Source organism: Cupriavidus ulmosensis (assembly GCF_977008105.1).
Map to the genome: position 1 here is coordinate 3668351 of NZ_CDRMWP010000001.1, position 14337 is coordinate 3682687.

14 protein-coding genes are annotated in these 14337 nt (G+C 69.1%); 4 read left to right on the plus strand and 10 right to left on the minus strand.

The features are described 5' to 3' along the window. Positions 1-30: 30 nt before the first annotated feature. The 5 genes from holA to ACWTPI_RS16855 form a co-directional block, all read right to left on the minus strand. The gene (gene holA, locus ACWTPI_RS16835; RefSeq protein ID WP_020206659.1) at positions 31-1071 is read right to left on the minus strand and encodes a DNA polymerase III subunit delta; all 1041 of its coding nucleotides are present in this window, start codon (positions 1069-1071) and stop codon (positions 31-33) included. An 11-nt stretch (positions 1072-1082) separates the two neighbouring features. Next, a complete protein-coding gene (locus ACWTPI_RS16840) occupies positions 1083-1628 on the minus strand; it encodes an LPS-assembly lipoprotein LptE (protein ID WP_052166044.1) in 546 nt (181 codons plus the stop codon). A 63-nt stretch (positions 1629-1691) separates the two neighbouring features. Further along, positions 1692-4316 (minus strand): leucine--tRNA ligase, encoded by a 2625-nt coding sequence (gene leuS, locus ACWTPI_RS16845; protein ID WP_454732209.1) that lies wholly within the window; start codon positions 4314-4316, stop codon positions 1692-1694. A gap of 142 nt (positions 4317-4458) precedes the next feature. Then, positions 4459-5256 carry a 4-hydroxy-tetrahydrodipicolinate reductase gene (dapB, locus tag ACWTPI_RS16850; protein WP_454732210.1) on the minus strand — a complete coding sequence of 266 codons (798 nt, stop codon included), beginning with the start codon at positions 5254-5256 and terminating at the stop codon, positions 4459-4461. 75 nt (positions 5257-5331) lie between these two features. Then, complete coding sequence (locus ACWTPI_RS16855; RefSeq protein WP_454732211.1) at positions 5332-6015, minus strand: outer membrane protein assembly factor BamE; 684 nt, start codon at positions 6013-6015, stop codon at positions 5332-5334. A gap of 198 nt (positions 6016-6213) precedes the next feature. On the opposite strand from ACWTPI_RS16855, the gene fur reads away from it, so the two are divergent. Further along, on the plus strand, positions 6214-6645 hold the full coding sequence (fur, locus tag ACWTPI_RS16860; RefSeq protein ID WP_020206869.1) for a ferric iron uptake transcriptional regulator: 432 nt from the start codon (positions 6214-6216) through the stop codon (positions 6643-6645). Positions 6646-6746: 101 nt separating this feature from the next. On the opposite strand, the gene ACWTPI_RS16865 is transcribed toward fur, so the two are convergent. The 3 genes from ACWTPI_RS16865 to tkt form a co-directional block, all read right to left on the minus strand. After that, positions 6747-7736, minus strand: coding sequence for a LysR family transcriptional regulator (locus tag ACWTPI_RS16865; RefSeq protein WP_020206870.1), 990 nt, complete (start codon positions 7734-7736; stop codon positions 6747-6749). 238 nt (positions 7737-7974) lie between these two features. Next, the gene (gene gap, locus ACWTPI_RS16870) at positions 7975-8973 is read right to left on the minus strand and encodes a type I glyceraldehyde-3-phosphate dehydrogenase (RefSeq protein WP_020206871.1); all 999 of its coding nucleotides are present in this window, start codon (positions 8971-8973) and stop codon (positions 7975-7977) included. Positions 8974-9067: 94 nt separating this feature from the next. Then, positions 9068-11104, minus strand: a complete 2037-nt coding sequence (gene tkt / locus ACWTPI_RS16875; RefSeq protein ID WP_082079767.1) for a transketolase — start codon at positions 11102-11104, stop codon at positions 9068-9070. 196 nt (positions 11105-11300) lie between these two features. On the opposite strand from tkt, the gene ACWTPI_RS16880 reads away from it, so the two are divergent. From ACWTPI_RS16880 to ACWTPI_RS16890, 3 genes are read left to right on the plus strand one after another with little or no spacing between them, the layout of a single operon-like run. Beyond that, complete coding sequence (locus ACWTPI_RS16880) at positions 11301-11726, plus strand: VOC family protein (protein ID WP_454732212.1); 426 nt, start codon at positions 11301-11303, stop codon at positions 11724-11726. After that, positions 11726-12481, plus strand: a complete 756-nt coding sequence (locus ACWTPI_RS16885) for a 16S rRNA (uracil(1498)-N(3))-methyltransferase (protein WP_454732213.1) — start codon at positions 11726-11728, stop codon at positions 12479-12481. Before ACWTPI_RS16880 ends, ACWTPI_RS16885 begins: the two co-directional genes overlap by 1 nt. Before the next feature lie 51 nt (positions 12482-12532). Beyond that, positions 12533-13141 (plus strand): YidB family protein, encoded by a 609-nt coding sequence (locus ACWTPI_RS16890; RefSeq protein WP_029044426.1) that lies wholly within the window; start codon positions 12533-12535, stop codon positions 13139-13141. A gap of 154 nt (positions 13142-13295) precedes the next feature. On the opposite strand, the gene ACWTPI_RS16895 is transcribed toward ACWTPI_RS16890, so the two are convergent. After that, positions 13296-13895 carry a barstar family protein gene (locus ACWTPI_RS16895; protein WP_029044427.1) on the minus strand — a complete coding sequence of 200 codons (600 nt, stop codon included), beginning with the start codon at positions 13893-13895 and terminating at the stop codon, positions 13296-13298. Then, positions 13892-14278 carry a ribonuclease domain-containing protein gene (locus ACWTPI_RS16900; protein ID WP_369796944.1) on the minus strand — a complete coding sequence of 129 codons (387 nt, stop codon included), beginning with the start codon at positions 14276-14278 and terminating at the stop codon, positions 13892-13894. Before ACWTPI_RS16900 ends, ACWTPI_RS16895 begins: the two co-directional genes overlap by 4 nt. Positions 14279-14337: the final 59 nt, after the last annotated feature.

Consider the following 14337-nt stretch of genomic DNA (forward strand, 5'->3'; position numbering starts at 1 on the left):
CCGCGGCGGGCCGGGTCTGCCTGGCCGGGTCTACCTGGCAACAAGCAGCGCCAGTTGCAGCAGGCCGTCCCACGGCTCGGCCGGCATGCCCTCGGCGCGCAGGCCCTTGACCTGCCGGTCCAGCTTCGCGGCCATCGCCAGCGCGGCTTCGAGCTGCGCCAGCGAGAGGCGCTGCGCGGCCTGCGGCACCAGCTTCTCGCGCGGCCCCCAGATGCGCAGCTCGCGCGTCAGGACGCCGGCCGGCTTGCCGGCGGCCAGCCCTTGCCGGACCTTGGATAATACGCGAATTTCCTCGGTCAGCGCCCACAGCACCAGCACCGTGGCCTGGCCCTCGCCGCGCAGCCCTTCGAGCATGCGCACCAGCCGCGGCACGTCGCCGCCGAGCATGGCTTCGGAGAGCTTGAAGACGTCGTAGCGGGCCACGTTGAGCACGGCGTCGTGCACCTGCTCGAAGGTCAGCACGCCGGCCGGGTAGAGCAGGCCGAGCTTCTGGATTTCCTGGTGGGCGGCGAGCAGGTTGCCCTCGACCTTGTCGGCGACGAACTGCAGCGCGCGCCGGCCCGGCTCGCCGGGCTCCACGCGCTGCTGCTGCAGCGCGAGGCGCTCGCCCACCCAGGCCGGCAGGCGGGTGCGGTCGACCGCGTCGATCTTGAGCGAGACGCCGGCGCCTTCGAGCGCCTGGAACCACGCCGACTTGGCCGTGGCGAAATCCAGGCGCGGCAGCGTGACCAGCATCAGCACGTCGGGCGAGGGCTGGGCCGCCACCGCGCGCAGCGCCTCGCCGCCGTCCTTGCCGGGCTTGCCGGAGGGAATGCGCAGCTCGACGATCTTGCGGTCGCCGAACAGCGACATGGACTGCTGCGCCTGGACCACCTGGCCCCAGTTGAAGCCGCGCTCGGCGGAGAGCACCTCGCGCTCGCTGAAGCCGGCCTCGCGCGCGGCCTGGCGCAGCCGGTCGACCGCCTCCAGCACCAGCAGGTGCTCGTCGCCGTGCACCACGTAGAGCGGGGCCAGCCCGCGTGCCTTGGCCTGGCGCAGGTGGGCGTCGAGTCCGTCGAGCTTGAGCTGCATGCCGGCGCGGCTCAGATCGCCTTGACCGAGGCCAGCCGGCGGATCAGCTGCTGCACGATGTCGCGCTGCATGTCGCGGTAGAGCTGCTGCTCTTCGTAGTCCTTGGCCAGCGTGTTGGCTTCGTTGTAGGTCAGGTCGCGCGTGAGCACCAGTTGCGACGGCGCGATCAGTTCCTGGCCGCCGGCATCGCGCAGGCGGAAGGTGAAGCGCTGGGTCAGCCGGTATTCGCGCACCACGCCGGTGGTGGTCAGCGACAGGATGGTCTTGGTCCGCGTGTCCTGCAGCACGTCGAGCAGCGCGTCGGCTTCCTTGGGGTCGGCCACGATCACGGTATCCGAGCCGTTGCGGATGGCGCGGCGCAGGTCCGAGCCCATCAGCGAGTTGGCGGGGATGCTCAGGTACAGCTTCTTGAACGCGAAGTCCGCGTTGCCGCGCATGTGAAAGCCGCAGCCGGCCACCAGGCCGGCCGCCAGCAGCGCCGCCAGGACCATGCGCCGGCCCCGCGCGGGGCGGTCCTGCGCTGGTCGGTCCGCGTGTCGGTCGGTCTGTCGATCCATACCGGGCAACTCCCTCCTTGGCTTGGTCACGGGCTTGGCTTATTGGCGCTGGGCGTCGGCGCTTTACAGCACCACGTTGACGAGGCGCCCCGGCACCACCACGACCTTCTTGGGCGCGGCGCCGTTGGCGAACTTGGCGACGGTCTCGCTGGCGGCGGCCACGGCCTCGATGGCGGCGCGGTCGGCATCGGCCGGCACCGTCAGGCTGCCGCGCACCTTGCCGTTGATCTGCAGCACCAGTTCGAGCTCGCTCTGCACCAGCGCGGATTCGTCCACCTGCGGCCACGGCGCGTCGAGCAGGTCGCCGTACTGCGTGGCGTAGCCGAGTTCCTGCCACAGGCCGTGGGTGATGTGCGGCACCACCGGGTACAGCACGCGCAGCAGGATGCCGAAGCCCTCGCGGCGCGCGGCCGGGGTGGCGGCCTTGGCGCCTTCGAGCGCGTTGAGCATCTTCATGGTGGCGGACACCACGGTGTTGTACTGGATGCGCTGGTAGTCGTAGTTGGCCTGCTTGAGCACGCCGTGCAGCTCGCGGCGCAGCGCCGCGTCGCCGTCGCCGTACTGCGCGCCGGCGCCGGCCGTGGCGATCGCCCCGGCGTTGGCATGGCCGTAGTTCCACACGCGGCGCAGGAAGCGCGACGCGCCTTCGACGCCGGAGCCGCTCCATTCGAGCTGCTGCTCGGGCGGCGCGGCGAACATGACGAACAGGCGCGCGGTGTCGGCGCCGTACTGGTCGATCAGGGCCTGCGGGTCGATGCCGTTGTTCTTGGACTTCGACATCTTCTCCACGCCGCCGATCACCACCGGCTGGCCGTCGGCCTTGAGCACGGCGCCCAGCGGGCGGCCGCGCTCGTCGGTGCTGACCTCGACCTCGGCCGGGTTGTACCAGGTCTTCTTGCCGGCCGCGTCCTCGCGGTAGTAGGTGTCGTTGAGCACCATGCCCTGGGTGAGCAGGTTGGTGAACGGCTCGCCGAACCCGACCAGGCCCATGTCGCGCATGACCTTGGTCCAGAAGCGCGCGTACAGCAGGTGCAGGATGGCGTGCTCGATGCCGCCAATGTACTGGTCCATCGGCATCCAGTAATCGTTGCGGCCGTCGACCATCGCGGCGGCGTCCGGGCTGGTGTAGCGCATGTAGTACCAGCACGAGTCGATGAAGGTGTCCATCGTGTCGGTCTCGCGCCGCGCCGGCTTGCCGCACGACGGGCACGCGCACGCGAGGAAGCGCGCGTCCTTGGCCAGCGGGTTGCCGGTGCCGTCCGGCACCAGGTCTTCGGGCAGCACCACCGGCAGGTCCTGCTCGGGCACCGGCACCACGCCGCAGTCCTCGCAGTGGATCAGCGGGATCGGCGTGCCCCAGTAGCGCTGGCGCGAGATGCCCCAGTCGCGCAGGCGCCAGGTGGTCTTCTTCTCGCCGAGGCCCTTCGCGCCGAGGTCGGCGGCAATCGCCTCGACCGCCGCCTGGTAGCCGAGGCCGTCATACCTGCCGCTGTGGATGCAGGTGCCGTGCTCCTTGTCGCCGTACCATTCCTGCCACGCTTCGGTGGAGAACGGCTGGCCCTTCACGTCGACCACCTGCCGGATCGGCAGGCCGTACTTGTTGGCGAAGGCGAAGTCGCGCTCGTCGTGCGCGGGCACGCCCATCACGGCGCCGTCGCCGTAGCTCATCAGCACGTAGTTGCCGACCCACACCTCGACCTGCTCGCCGGTGAGCGGATGCGTCACCTTCAGGCCGGTGGGCATGCCCTTCTTTTCCATCGTGGCCATGTCGGCTTCCATCACCGAGCCGTGCTTGCACTCGTCGATGAAGGCGGCCAGCGCCGGGTTGGCGGCGGCCGCGTGCGCGGCCAGCGGGTGCTCGGCGGCGACCGCGCAGAAGGTCACGCCCATGATGGTGTCGGCGCGCGTGGTGAACACGTACAGCTTGCCGTCGCCGATCGGCTTGCCGTCGTCGCCGGCGATGTCGTGCGGGAACGCGAAGCGCACGCCCACGCTCTTGCCGATCCAGTTCTGCTGCATGATCTTGACGCGCTCGGGCCAGCCGAGGCCGTCAAGGTCGCCCAGCAGTTCCTCGGCGTACTCGGTGATGCGCAGGTAGTACATCGGGATCTCGCGCTTTTCCACCAGCGCGCCCGAGCGCCAGCCGCGCCCGTCGATGACCTGCTCGTTGGCCAGCACGGTCTGGTCGACCGGGTCCCAGTTCACGGTGCCGGTCTTGCGGTAGGCGATGCCCTTTTCCAGCATCTTGAGGAACAGCCACTGGTTCCAGCGGTAGTAGTCCGGGCTGCAGGTGGCGACCTCGCGCGACCAGTCGATGGCCAGGCCCATCGACTGCATCTGCTTCTTCATGTAAGCGATGTTGTCGTAGGTCCAGGCCGCCGGCGCCACGCCGTTGTTGAGCGCGGCGTTCTCGGCGGGCATGCCGAACGCGTCCCAGCCCATCGGCATCAGCACGTTGTGCCCCGTCATGCGCAGGTGGCGCGCCATCACGTCGTTGATGGTGTAGTTGCGCACGTGTCCCATGTGCAGCTTGCCCGACGGGTACGGCAGCATCGAGCAGGCATAGAACTTCGGCTTCTCGCTGCCGTCGGCCAGCGTTGCCTGTTCCGTCACGCGGTAGGCATCGATGGCTTGCCAGTGTTGCTGGGCGGCTTGTTCAACGGCGGAGGGAAGGTATTTGTCTTGCATGTTCAGGACAACGGCGAGGCGCGTTGACGGGCGGAAAAGCGTGGAAAAGAAAAGCGGCGGGCTGCCTTGCGGCGCCCGCCTGCGCTGGAATGCCGAAAGTGCCGATTATAACCGTCGGGACAGACGGCGCGGCACGGCCCCCTTACTTGAGGCCCAGCACGTCCTGCATGTCGAACAGGCCGGCGGGCTTGTCGGCCAGGAACAGCGCCGCGCGCACCGCGCCGTCGGCGTAGGACTGGCGGCTCGACGACTTGTGCGTGATCTCGATGCGCTCGCCGATGCCGGCGAACATCACGGTGTGGTCGCCCACGATGTCGCCGCCGCGCACGGTGGCGAAGCCGATCGACTGCGGGTCGCGCGGGCCGGTGTGGCCTTCGCGCGCGAACACGCCGCAGGTCTTGAGGTCGCGGCCGAGCGCCTTGGCCACCACCTCGCCCATCGCCAGCGCGGTGCCGGACGGCGCGTCCACCTTGTGGCGGTGGTGGGCCTCGATCACCTCGATGTCGTAGCCCGAGGACAGCAGCTTCGCCGCCATCTCCAGCAGCTTGAAGGTGGCGTTCACGCCCACGCTCATGTTGGCGGCGAAGACCACGCCGATGCGCCCGGCGGCCGCGGTCAGCGCGGCGCGGCCGGCGTCGTCGAAGCCGGTGGTGCCGATCACCATCTTGACGCCGAGGCGCTCGGCCACGGCGAGGTGCGCCAGCGTGCCTTCGGGGCGGGTGAAGTCGATCAGGCAGTCGGCGCCGGCCAGCGCCGCCTCGATGTCGGACGTGATCGTCACGCCGGTGGCGCGGCCCAGCACCAGCCCGGCGTCCTGGCCCAGGGCCGGCGCGCCCGGCACGTCCAGCGCGCCGGTCAGGGTCACGCCTGCGGTGGCGAAAACGTGTTCGATCAGCATGCGGCCCATGCGGCCGGAGGCACCTGCGATGGCGATATTCATGGCGTGTCAGCTAGCGGAAAAAAAGGCCGGCCACGCGGCCGGCCGGTGTCCGGGCGCGGCGGCCCGGCGGGACGTTCAGTTCGCGGGCGGCTGGCCGCCGACCGGCGCCGAGGCGGAATCCTCGGTCAGCTTGCCGGAGATCGGGCTGGCGGCGGGGGCCGGGGCGGCGCTGCCGGCGGGGCTGGACGCCGCTGCATCCGTTGGGGCGGCCGGAGCAGCCGGCGCGGCGGCATCGGCCGCCGCGGTGGCGGCGGGCTGCGCGGGCGGCGTCGCGCCGACCGCCGAAGCCGCCGCGGCCGCGTCGATCTCCCGGCGCAGCGGACGCTGGTTGGCCTGCAGGGCCTTCATGCCGTCGATCTCGGCGATCAGCTCGTATTCGGACGGCAGCTCGTCGCCGCCGAACTTGACCAGCTTGTCGCCGTCAAAGAAGACCGTGTAGTGGCGCTGCTGCACCACCGGGGTGTTGCCGCGGCGGAACGAGAAGAAGTAGTCCCAGCGGTTGCCGTGGAAGACGTCGGTCAGCAGCGGCGTGCCGAGCAGGAACTTGACCTGGTCGCGCGTCATCCCTTCGCGCAGCTGGGACGCGGCCTCGCGCGAGACGAAGTTGCCTTGCACGATGTTGATACGGTACGGCGTGATCGCGTTGGCGAGCTTGCGCGACGTATTGTCATAAGTGGAGCACGCTGCCATCAGCACGGCAGCGGCCAGCACAGAAGTAACCAGCGTCGGACGCATGGCGGACGAACGAAATGAACGCATGTATCTCGCTTCTAGAAGGGAGAGGAAAGTGCCGGTTCCGGCCCCCGCGGCCATTGCCACGGGACGGCTGGGGCGATGCATCATCGCGGGCGCAGCCTGGGGCAGCCGGCGGCGCCCAGGCAACCGCCGAGGCGACTTTTGCCGCCAAAACCCTTATGATTCAATAATCCAGACATTGTACTCTAGGGAGTCACGCCCATGCCGAGTCCGGCGGACCTCAAAAATATCGGTCTCAAAGCGACCGTACCCCGTCTGAAGATCCTCGAGATCTTCCAGACCAGCGAGCAGCGCCACCTGAGCGCGGAGGACGTTTATCGCATCCTGCTCAACGAACAGATGGACATCGGCCTTGCAACCGTCTATCGCGTGCTGACCCAGTTCGAGCAGGCGGGCCTGCTCTCGCGCAACAACTTCGAATCCGGCAAGGCCATCTTCGAGCTCAACGAAGGCAGGCACCACGACCACCTGGTCTGCATCGACTGCGGCCGCGTCGAGGAATTCTACGATTCCGAGATCGAGCGGCGCCAGCAGAGCATCGCCAGCGAACGCGGCTTCGCGCTGCAGGAGCATGCGCTGTCGCTGTACGGCAACTGCATCAAGCAGGACTGCCAGTTCCGCCCCAAGCGCTGACCGCCCCGCCCGCGGCAGGCGGGATCCTCTCGGCGACCACGAAAAAAAACCGGCGCGATGCGCCGGTTTCTTCTTCTGGGCGAGCCGCGCCGCGACGGCGCTCAGGACTGCCGCTCGTCCTGCTCGGCGACGATGTGCAGGCCGCGCGCGGCGGCCGGCACGCCGACGAATTCGCCCACCACCTGGCGGAACAGCCCGCGCGCCCACACCAGCATCGGGTGGGTGTTGCGGCTGCGGTGCCAGAACATGTTCAGGCCCAGCGTGGTGTTGATCTCGGCCGGCAGCGGGAACGCGTTGAGGCCGTAGGTCTCGCAGGCCATGTCCTTGGTCAGCGCGTTGACCGTGAAGATCAGGTCGGTCTGCGCCGCCAGCTCGGACTGCGCGCGCCACGAATGCACGGTCAGCGTGGCGTTGCGCTTGAGCCCGCGCTGCTGCAGCGCGTAGTCCAGCGGGATCAGCGACGGCGCCGGGCGGCTGGTGCCGCCCGAGTGCGCCATGAAGATGTGGCCGCAGTCGAGATACTGCTCGAGCGTGCAGGTGCCCTTGAGCACCGGATGGTTCTTGCGCGCGCACACCCAGAGGTTCAGCGAAGTGACCATCTCCTCCACGATCTCGGGGTGCCGGGTCGGGAACGGCGAGAACGCCAGGTCCAGCTCGTTGCCGCGCATGGCGGCCACGTCGGACTCCCACGAGTGCGACTCGACCAGCTTGATGTGCAGCTCCGGCGCCAGTTGCTTGATGCGCAGGATGAAGCGGTTGAACACCGTATCGCCGAGTTCGGCGGCGAAGCCGATGTTGAGCGTGCCGGTGGCGGTGGCGGGATCGAAATTGTCGGCGTCGCCCTCGTTGATCGAGGACCACAGGTCGAGCATGTCGCGGATCTTGGGGCCCAGTTCCAGGGCTCGCGGCGTCGGCGTGAGGCCGTGCGGCACGCGGATGAAGAGCGGGTCGTCGAAGATCTCGCGCAGGCGGCCCAGCGAATGCGATACCGCGGGCGCGGTCATGTGCATCTTTTCCGCGACGTAGGTCGCGTTCCGCTTGCTAAGCAACTCGGTAAAAATCACGAGAAGCTTGGTATCCACGTTCACCATGATCTCGCCCAGGTTAGATTGGAGGTTGCGAATGACATTGGCGTCACTTGCATAGGCTGCACATCAGTATTTCCAGCACTTTATCAGTGTAAGAGCAAAGCCGGGCGTGGAACAGGATTTCCACGGGCCCGGCCCCGCCGGCAGGCGGCCGATCGCTGGAATTGCCGGCGGGATGGCGCGAGATCCCGCCAACGGGACCCCCGGCGCGCCCCGGCCGGCGCGGACAGCCTGGACGGCCTTACCTGGCCACCACGCGCGCCATTTCCAGCACCTTGTTGGAATAGCCCCATTCGTTGTCGTACCAGCTCACGACCTTGATGAAGGTCGAGTCCAGCGCGATGCCGGCTTCGGCGTCGAAGATCGAGGTGCGCGCATCGCCGCGGAAGTCCGTGGCGACGACCTTGTCCTCGGTGTAGCCCAGCACGCCCTTGAGCGCGCCCTGGCTTTGCGCCTTCATCTCGGCGCAGATCTCGGCGTAGCTGGCGGGCTTGTCCAGCTCGACGGTCAGGTCGACCACCGACACGTCGGAGGTCGGCACGCGGAACGACATGCCGGTCAACTTCTTGTTCAGTTCGGGGATCACCACGCCCACGGCCTTGGCGGCGCCGGTCGACGACGGGATGATGTTTTCCAGGATGCCGCGGCCGCCGCGCCAGTCCTTGTTGGACGGGCCGTCGACGGTCTTCTGCGTGGCGGTGGCGGCGTGCACGGTGGTCATCAGGCCGCGCTTGATGCCCCACTTGTCGTTGAGCACCTTGGCCACCGGGGCCAGGCAGTTGGTGGTGCAGCTGGCGTTGGAGATGATCGCCTCGCCCTTGTACGTCTCGTGGTTCACGCCGTACACGAACATCGGGGTGTCGTCCTTGGACGGGGCCGACATGATGACCTTCTTCGCGCCCGCGTCGATGTGCTTCTGCGCGCCTTCCTTGGTCAGGAAGATGCCGGTGGACTCGACCACCACGTCGGCGCCGACCTCGCCCCACTTGAGCTCGGCCGGGTCCTTGACGGCGGTCAGGCGGATCTTCTTGCCGTTGACCACCAGCGTGTTGCCGTCGACCGACACTTCACCGTCGAAGCGGCCGTGCACCGAGTCGTACTTCAGCATGTACGCCAGGTAGTCGGGCTCGAGCAGGTCGTTGATGGCGACCACTTCGAGGTCCTTGAAGTTGGCGATGGCGGCGCGGAACACCATGCGCCCGATGCGGCCGAAGCCGTTGATGCCGATCTTGATGGTCATGTTTATCTCCTGGGTAGCCTGACGATCGATGAATGCAAGAAAGCGTTTGCCGGACCGGGGCGGCCATGCCGGCCGCGCGGGTCCGGCGGGCGGATCACTGTGCCAGCGTGTCGCGCACCGTGCGCACGACGTTCTCCACCGTGAAGCCGAAATGCTTGAACAATACGCCGGCCGGCGCCGACTCGCCGAAGGTGTCGATGCCGACCACGGCCTGGACCTGGTACTTCCACCAGAAATCGGTGACGCCCGCCTCGACCGCCACGCGCGGCACGCCGGCCGGCAGCACCGAGGCCTTGTAGGCGGCGTCCTGCTTGTCGAACACGGTGGTCGCCGGCACCGAGACCACGCGCACGTGCACGCCGTCGACGGCCAGCTGCTCGGCCGCGCCCACGGCCAGGCCGACTTCCGAGCCGGTGGCGACGATCACGGCGTCGGGCAGGCCGGTCTTGGGATTGTTGCCTTCGCGCAGCACGTAGCCGCCGCGCGCGATGTTGGCGCGGGTGGCGTCGCTGCGCTTCTGGAACGGCAGGTTCTGGCGGCTGAAGATCAGGCAGCTCGGGCCGTTCTCGCGGCGCACGGCCTGGGCCCACGCGACCGCGGTCTCGGTGGTGTCGGCGGTGCGCCAGACGTCCATGTTGGGGATCAGGCGCAGGCTGGCGACGTGCTCGATCGACTGGTGGGTCGGGCCGTCCTCGCCCAGGCCGATGGAGTCGTGGGTGAACACGAACAGCGTGCGGATCTTCATCAGCGCGGCCATGCGCAGCGCGTTGCGGCTGTAGTCCGAGAAGGTCAGGAAGGTGCCGCCGTAGGGGATGTAGCCGCCGTGCAGCGTGATGCCGTTCATCACCGCGCTCATGCCGAACTCGCGCACGCCGTAGTTGATGTGGTTGCCCCAGGCATCCACGCGCACGGCCTTGCTGCCCGACCAGTTGGTCAGGTTGGAGCCGGTCAGGTCGGCCGAGCCGCCGAGGAACTCGGGCAGCACCGGGCCGAACGCCTCGATGGTGTTCTGGCTGGCCTTGCGCGTGGCGATGGTCTCGGCCTTTTCCTCGCACTTGGCGAGGAAGGCGTCGACGGCAGCGTCGAACGCGCCGGGCAGCTCGCCGCGCATGCGGCGCTGGAATTCGCCGGCTTCATAAGGGAAACGCTCGGCATAAGCCTCGAACAGCGCGGTCCAGGCCTTCTCCAGCGAGCCGCCGCGGGCCTTGGCGTCCCACGCCGCATAGACTTCGGCGGGCACCTCGAACGGGGAATGGGTCCAGCCCAGCGCTTCGCGCGTGGCCAGGATCTCGGCGCCGCCGAGCGGCGCGCCGTGCACATCGTGGCCGCCTTCCTTGTTCGGCGCGCCCTTGCCGATCAGCGTGCGGCAGCAGATCAGGGTCGGGCGGTCGCTGGACTTGGCCTCGGCGATGGCGGCGTCGACGGCGGCGGCGTCATGGCCGTCCACCGCGCGGATCACGTTCCAGCCGTAGGCTTCGAAGCGCTTGGGCGTGTCGTCGGCGAACCAGTGCTCGACGTCGCCGTCGATGGAAATGCCGTTGTCGTCCCACAGCGCCACCAGCTTGTTCAGGCGCAGCGTGCCGGCCAGCGAGCAGGCCTCGTGGCTGACGCCTTCCATCAGGCAGCCGTCGCCGAGGAACACGTAGGTGTGGTGGTTGACGATGTCGAAGCCGGGGCGGTTGAATTCCTCGCCCAGCAGACGCTCGGCCAGCGCCATGCCGACCGCGTTGGTCAGGCCCTGGCCCAGCGGGCCGGTGGTGGTTTCCACGCCGGGCGTGATGCCGTATTCGGGATGGCCCGCGGTCTTGCTGTGCAGCTGGCGGAAGTTCTTCAGCTCGCTGATCGGCAGGTCGTAGCCGGTCAGGTGCAGCAGCGCGTAGAGCAGCATCGAGCCGTGGCCGTTGGACAGCACGAAGCGGTCGCGGTCGGCCCACTTGGGGTTGGCCGGATTATGCTTCAGATGACGGCCCCACAGCGCCACCGCGATGTCCGCCATGCCCATCGGCATGCCGGGATGGCCTGAATTGGCCTGCTGGACGGCGTCCATCGCCAGGACGCGGATGGCGTTGGCCATGAGTTGGACGGGCTGCGAAGCGTGCGGACTGGCGGCGGGATGAGCGAGGTGAGACATGCGGCGGGGACCTGGCGGCGGGAAAAGCGCAATTTTACCAGAACGAAACGGGGAGTCCGCCCGCCCCGCCCCCGCGCGCGGGCGCTTTTCGACAGCGCCGGCGCACCCGCGTAAGATGCTCGTTCGCACCGCGCGCCGCGCCGCCGAGGCCGGCGCAGCGCGGTTTCCCGCAACCAGGAAACGACAGGAGACGATCATGACGAGACCGGCCAACACGCCCTGGCTCACCCCCTACCTGACGGTGGCCAGCGGGCGCGGCGCGCTCGACTTCTACCACCGCGCGTTCGGCTTCAGCGCCGGCAACGTGGTCGACGAGAACGGCGTGCCGACGCACGCCGAAATGCACTACCGCGGCGAGCTGGTCGTGATGTTCGCGCCCGAGGGCGCCTGGGGCAGCACGGCGCGCACGCCGCGCTCGCTCGGCGTCGAGTGCCCGCAGACCTTCTATGTCTACTGCGACGACGTGGACGCCATGCACGCGCGCGCCGTGGCCGCCGGCGCGGTCAGCCTGATGGCGCCCGCCGACCAGTTCTGGGGCGACCGCTATTGCATGGTGGAGGACCCCGACGGCTACCGCTGGGGCTTCGGCAAGCCGCTGGAAAAGAAGGACGGAACCGCCTGATGCCGCCTCGTTTCTTCATCGACGCGGCGCTGGCCGCGCAGACCGAGATGGCGCTGCCGGAAGCGGTGGTGCGCCACGCGCAGGTGCTGCGCCTGAACCCCGGCGACGACATCACGCTGTTCGACGGCCGCGGCGGCAGCCACGCCGCCACGCTGCTGGAACTCGGCAAGCGCCATGCGCTGGCGCGCATCGGCGGCCACGACCCGGCCGAGGCCGAACTGCCGTTCCGCGTCACGCTGGCGCAGGGCCTGGCCGGCGGCGACAAAATGGACTGGCTGATCGAGAAGGCGGTGGAGCTCGGCGTGAGCGCGATCCAGCCGCTGCAGGCGGCCCGCTCGGTGGTGCGCCTGGCGGGCGAGCGCGCGCACAAGCGCCAGGCGCACTGGCAGGCGCTGGTGGAGGCGGCCTGCGAGCAATGCGGGCGCAACCGGCTGCCCGCGGTGGCGCCGGTGGCCACGCCGGACGCCTGGCTGGCGGCGCAGGCCGGGCCGGAGGCGGCGCCAGGCGCGCGCCTGCTGGTCTCGCCACGCGCCGGCCAGTCGCTGGTATCGTTTGCCACGGAGCACCGGCAGGGCCTGCTGGACGGCGGCGTGACGCTGCTGATCGGGCCCGAGGGCGGGCTGTCGCCGGAGGAAGAGGCGGCGGCGCTGCGCGCCGGTTTCACAGCGGTGTCACTCGGGCCGCGCATCTTGCGTACCGAAACCGCGGGGCTTGCCTGCCTGGCCGCGCTCAACGCGGTGCTGGGCGGATTCTGACGGCAACGGGCCATCCGGGCCCCGCGCCGCATTTCACCGAAGGAGTCGATCATGGGACTACTCGATAGCGTGCTGGGCGGTGTGCTCGGGCAGCGCGGCAGCGGCGAAGCGGGCGCGGGCGGCGGGCTGAGTCCGAAGATGATGATGGCGCTCGGCCTGCTGGCCATGCTGGCGATGCGCCACAAGGGCGGCGAGGCCGACGCGGCCGCGCCGCAGGACCCCGCGGCCGCCGGCGGGCTCGGCGGATTGGGCGGGCTGGGCGGACTCCTCGGCGGGCTGCTCGGCGGCGGTGGCGCTGCCGCCGGCGCCCCGTCCGGCGGGATCGACCTCGGCGGCCTGCTGGGCGGGCTGCTCGGCGGCCAGGGCCAGCAGGGCGGCGCGCCCGCGCTCGGCGCCGCGGCCGGCGGCATCGGCGCCCTGCAGGAAGTGCTGGCGCAGGCCGGCCTGGGCGAGCAGGTCAGCTCGTGGATCGGCACCGGCGACAACCAGCCGGTCTCGCCGTCGCAACTGGCCGGCGCGCTCGGCGGCACCGGCGCGCTCGAATCGCTGGCCAGCTCCACCGGCCTGTCGGCCGACGACGTGGCCGCGCACCTGAGCGAGGGCCTGCCGGAACTGATCGACAAGCTCACCCCGGGAGGCCAGGTACCGCCGGCGGCATAGGCGGCTGCCGCACCGCCGGCCGGCAGACCGGCCGGCCAAGGCAAAAGCAAAAGGCCCGCTCAGGCGGGCCTTTGTCATGGCATGCCGGCTTCCGGCCGGCGCGGCCTCAGGCGGGCACTTGCGCGCGATTCACGCGGGATGATTCACGCGAGATTCACGCAAACGAGTAGAACACGCGGAACTGCACCTTGCGCTCGGCCCAGAACTCGGCGGCGTCGCGGAATACGTCGAGCAGGACCTCGCGCCCTTCCTTGTCGAACTTCTGCGCGATCGGCAGGCCTTCGAGCACGATCACGAAACCGGGCTGCGCGCCGGCCTTGTGGATCAGGTCGGTGAGGCAGTCGGCCAGCGCGTCGAAGTTCTTGCCGAAATGCTTCGGGAACAGGAAGCTGGTGGCGATGGTGTCCAGCACCTCGGCCTTGCTCTGGCAATGCGCGCAGTTGGCGTACAGGAAATGCTGACCCAGCTCGGCCGCTGCCTGGGCAAGCTCAGGCACGCGGAACGCGCGGATCGACTGGACGATGTTCGGACGCACCGTCTTGAACAGGTTCATGGCTCCCTCTTTGCTACCGTCGGTGCCGGCTGCGGGAACAGGTGCGAGCGGCGGTTGGTGCGAGAGCTCGTTGCGAGGCATCATCAACACATTGTCGTAAAGATTCCGGGCCTGGGTCTGCGCCCGCTGCCAGCCATCTCCGGCGCCGCGCTCTTCGCGGGCGGCAAGGGCGTCGCCCAGTCCGAAAATGTCAGTCATCATTTGGCTATCCGTTTGAAACTGTTGTAGTGGTCGTCCGTGTAATAGCAGTCGTTGGTGGCGCGTCGATCACCGCCACATACGATCCGTCTGGCTCCCCGGTTCCGGCTGTTTGTTTTCACCGTATATTCGCGGTAATAGTCGCGCGGCTTCCGCGGCAGGGCACGCTCGTAGTTGCCGAATCTCGAGCCGTCCTTCGCATACGGAAACGGGCCGCCCGCCTCGATGCGCTCCATCGTCAATTGCGCTTCGTTGGGCAACTGCTGCAGCGGGATGGTTCCCGCATCCGCCATGCCGGCCGCGGGCGCCTCGCGCGCCTGCACCGGCTGCAGCAGTGCGCACGACACCGCCACGCCCGCCAGCACCCGGCCTGCGGCCCGTGCCAGTCCCGCGGCGGAACCTGCGGCTGAAATCCATTGCGATGCGCGCTGCGTCAAAGGAATCT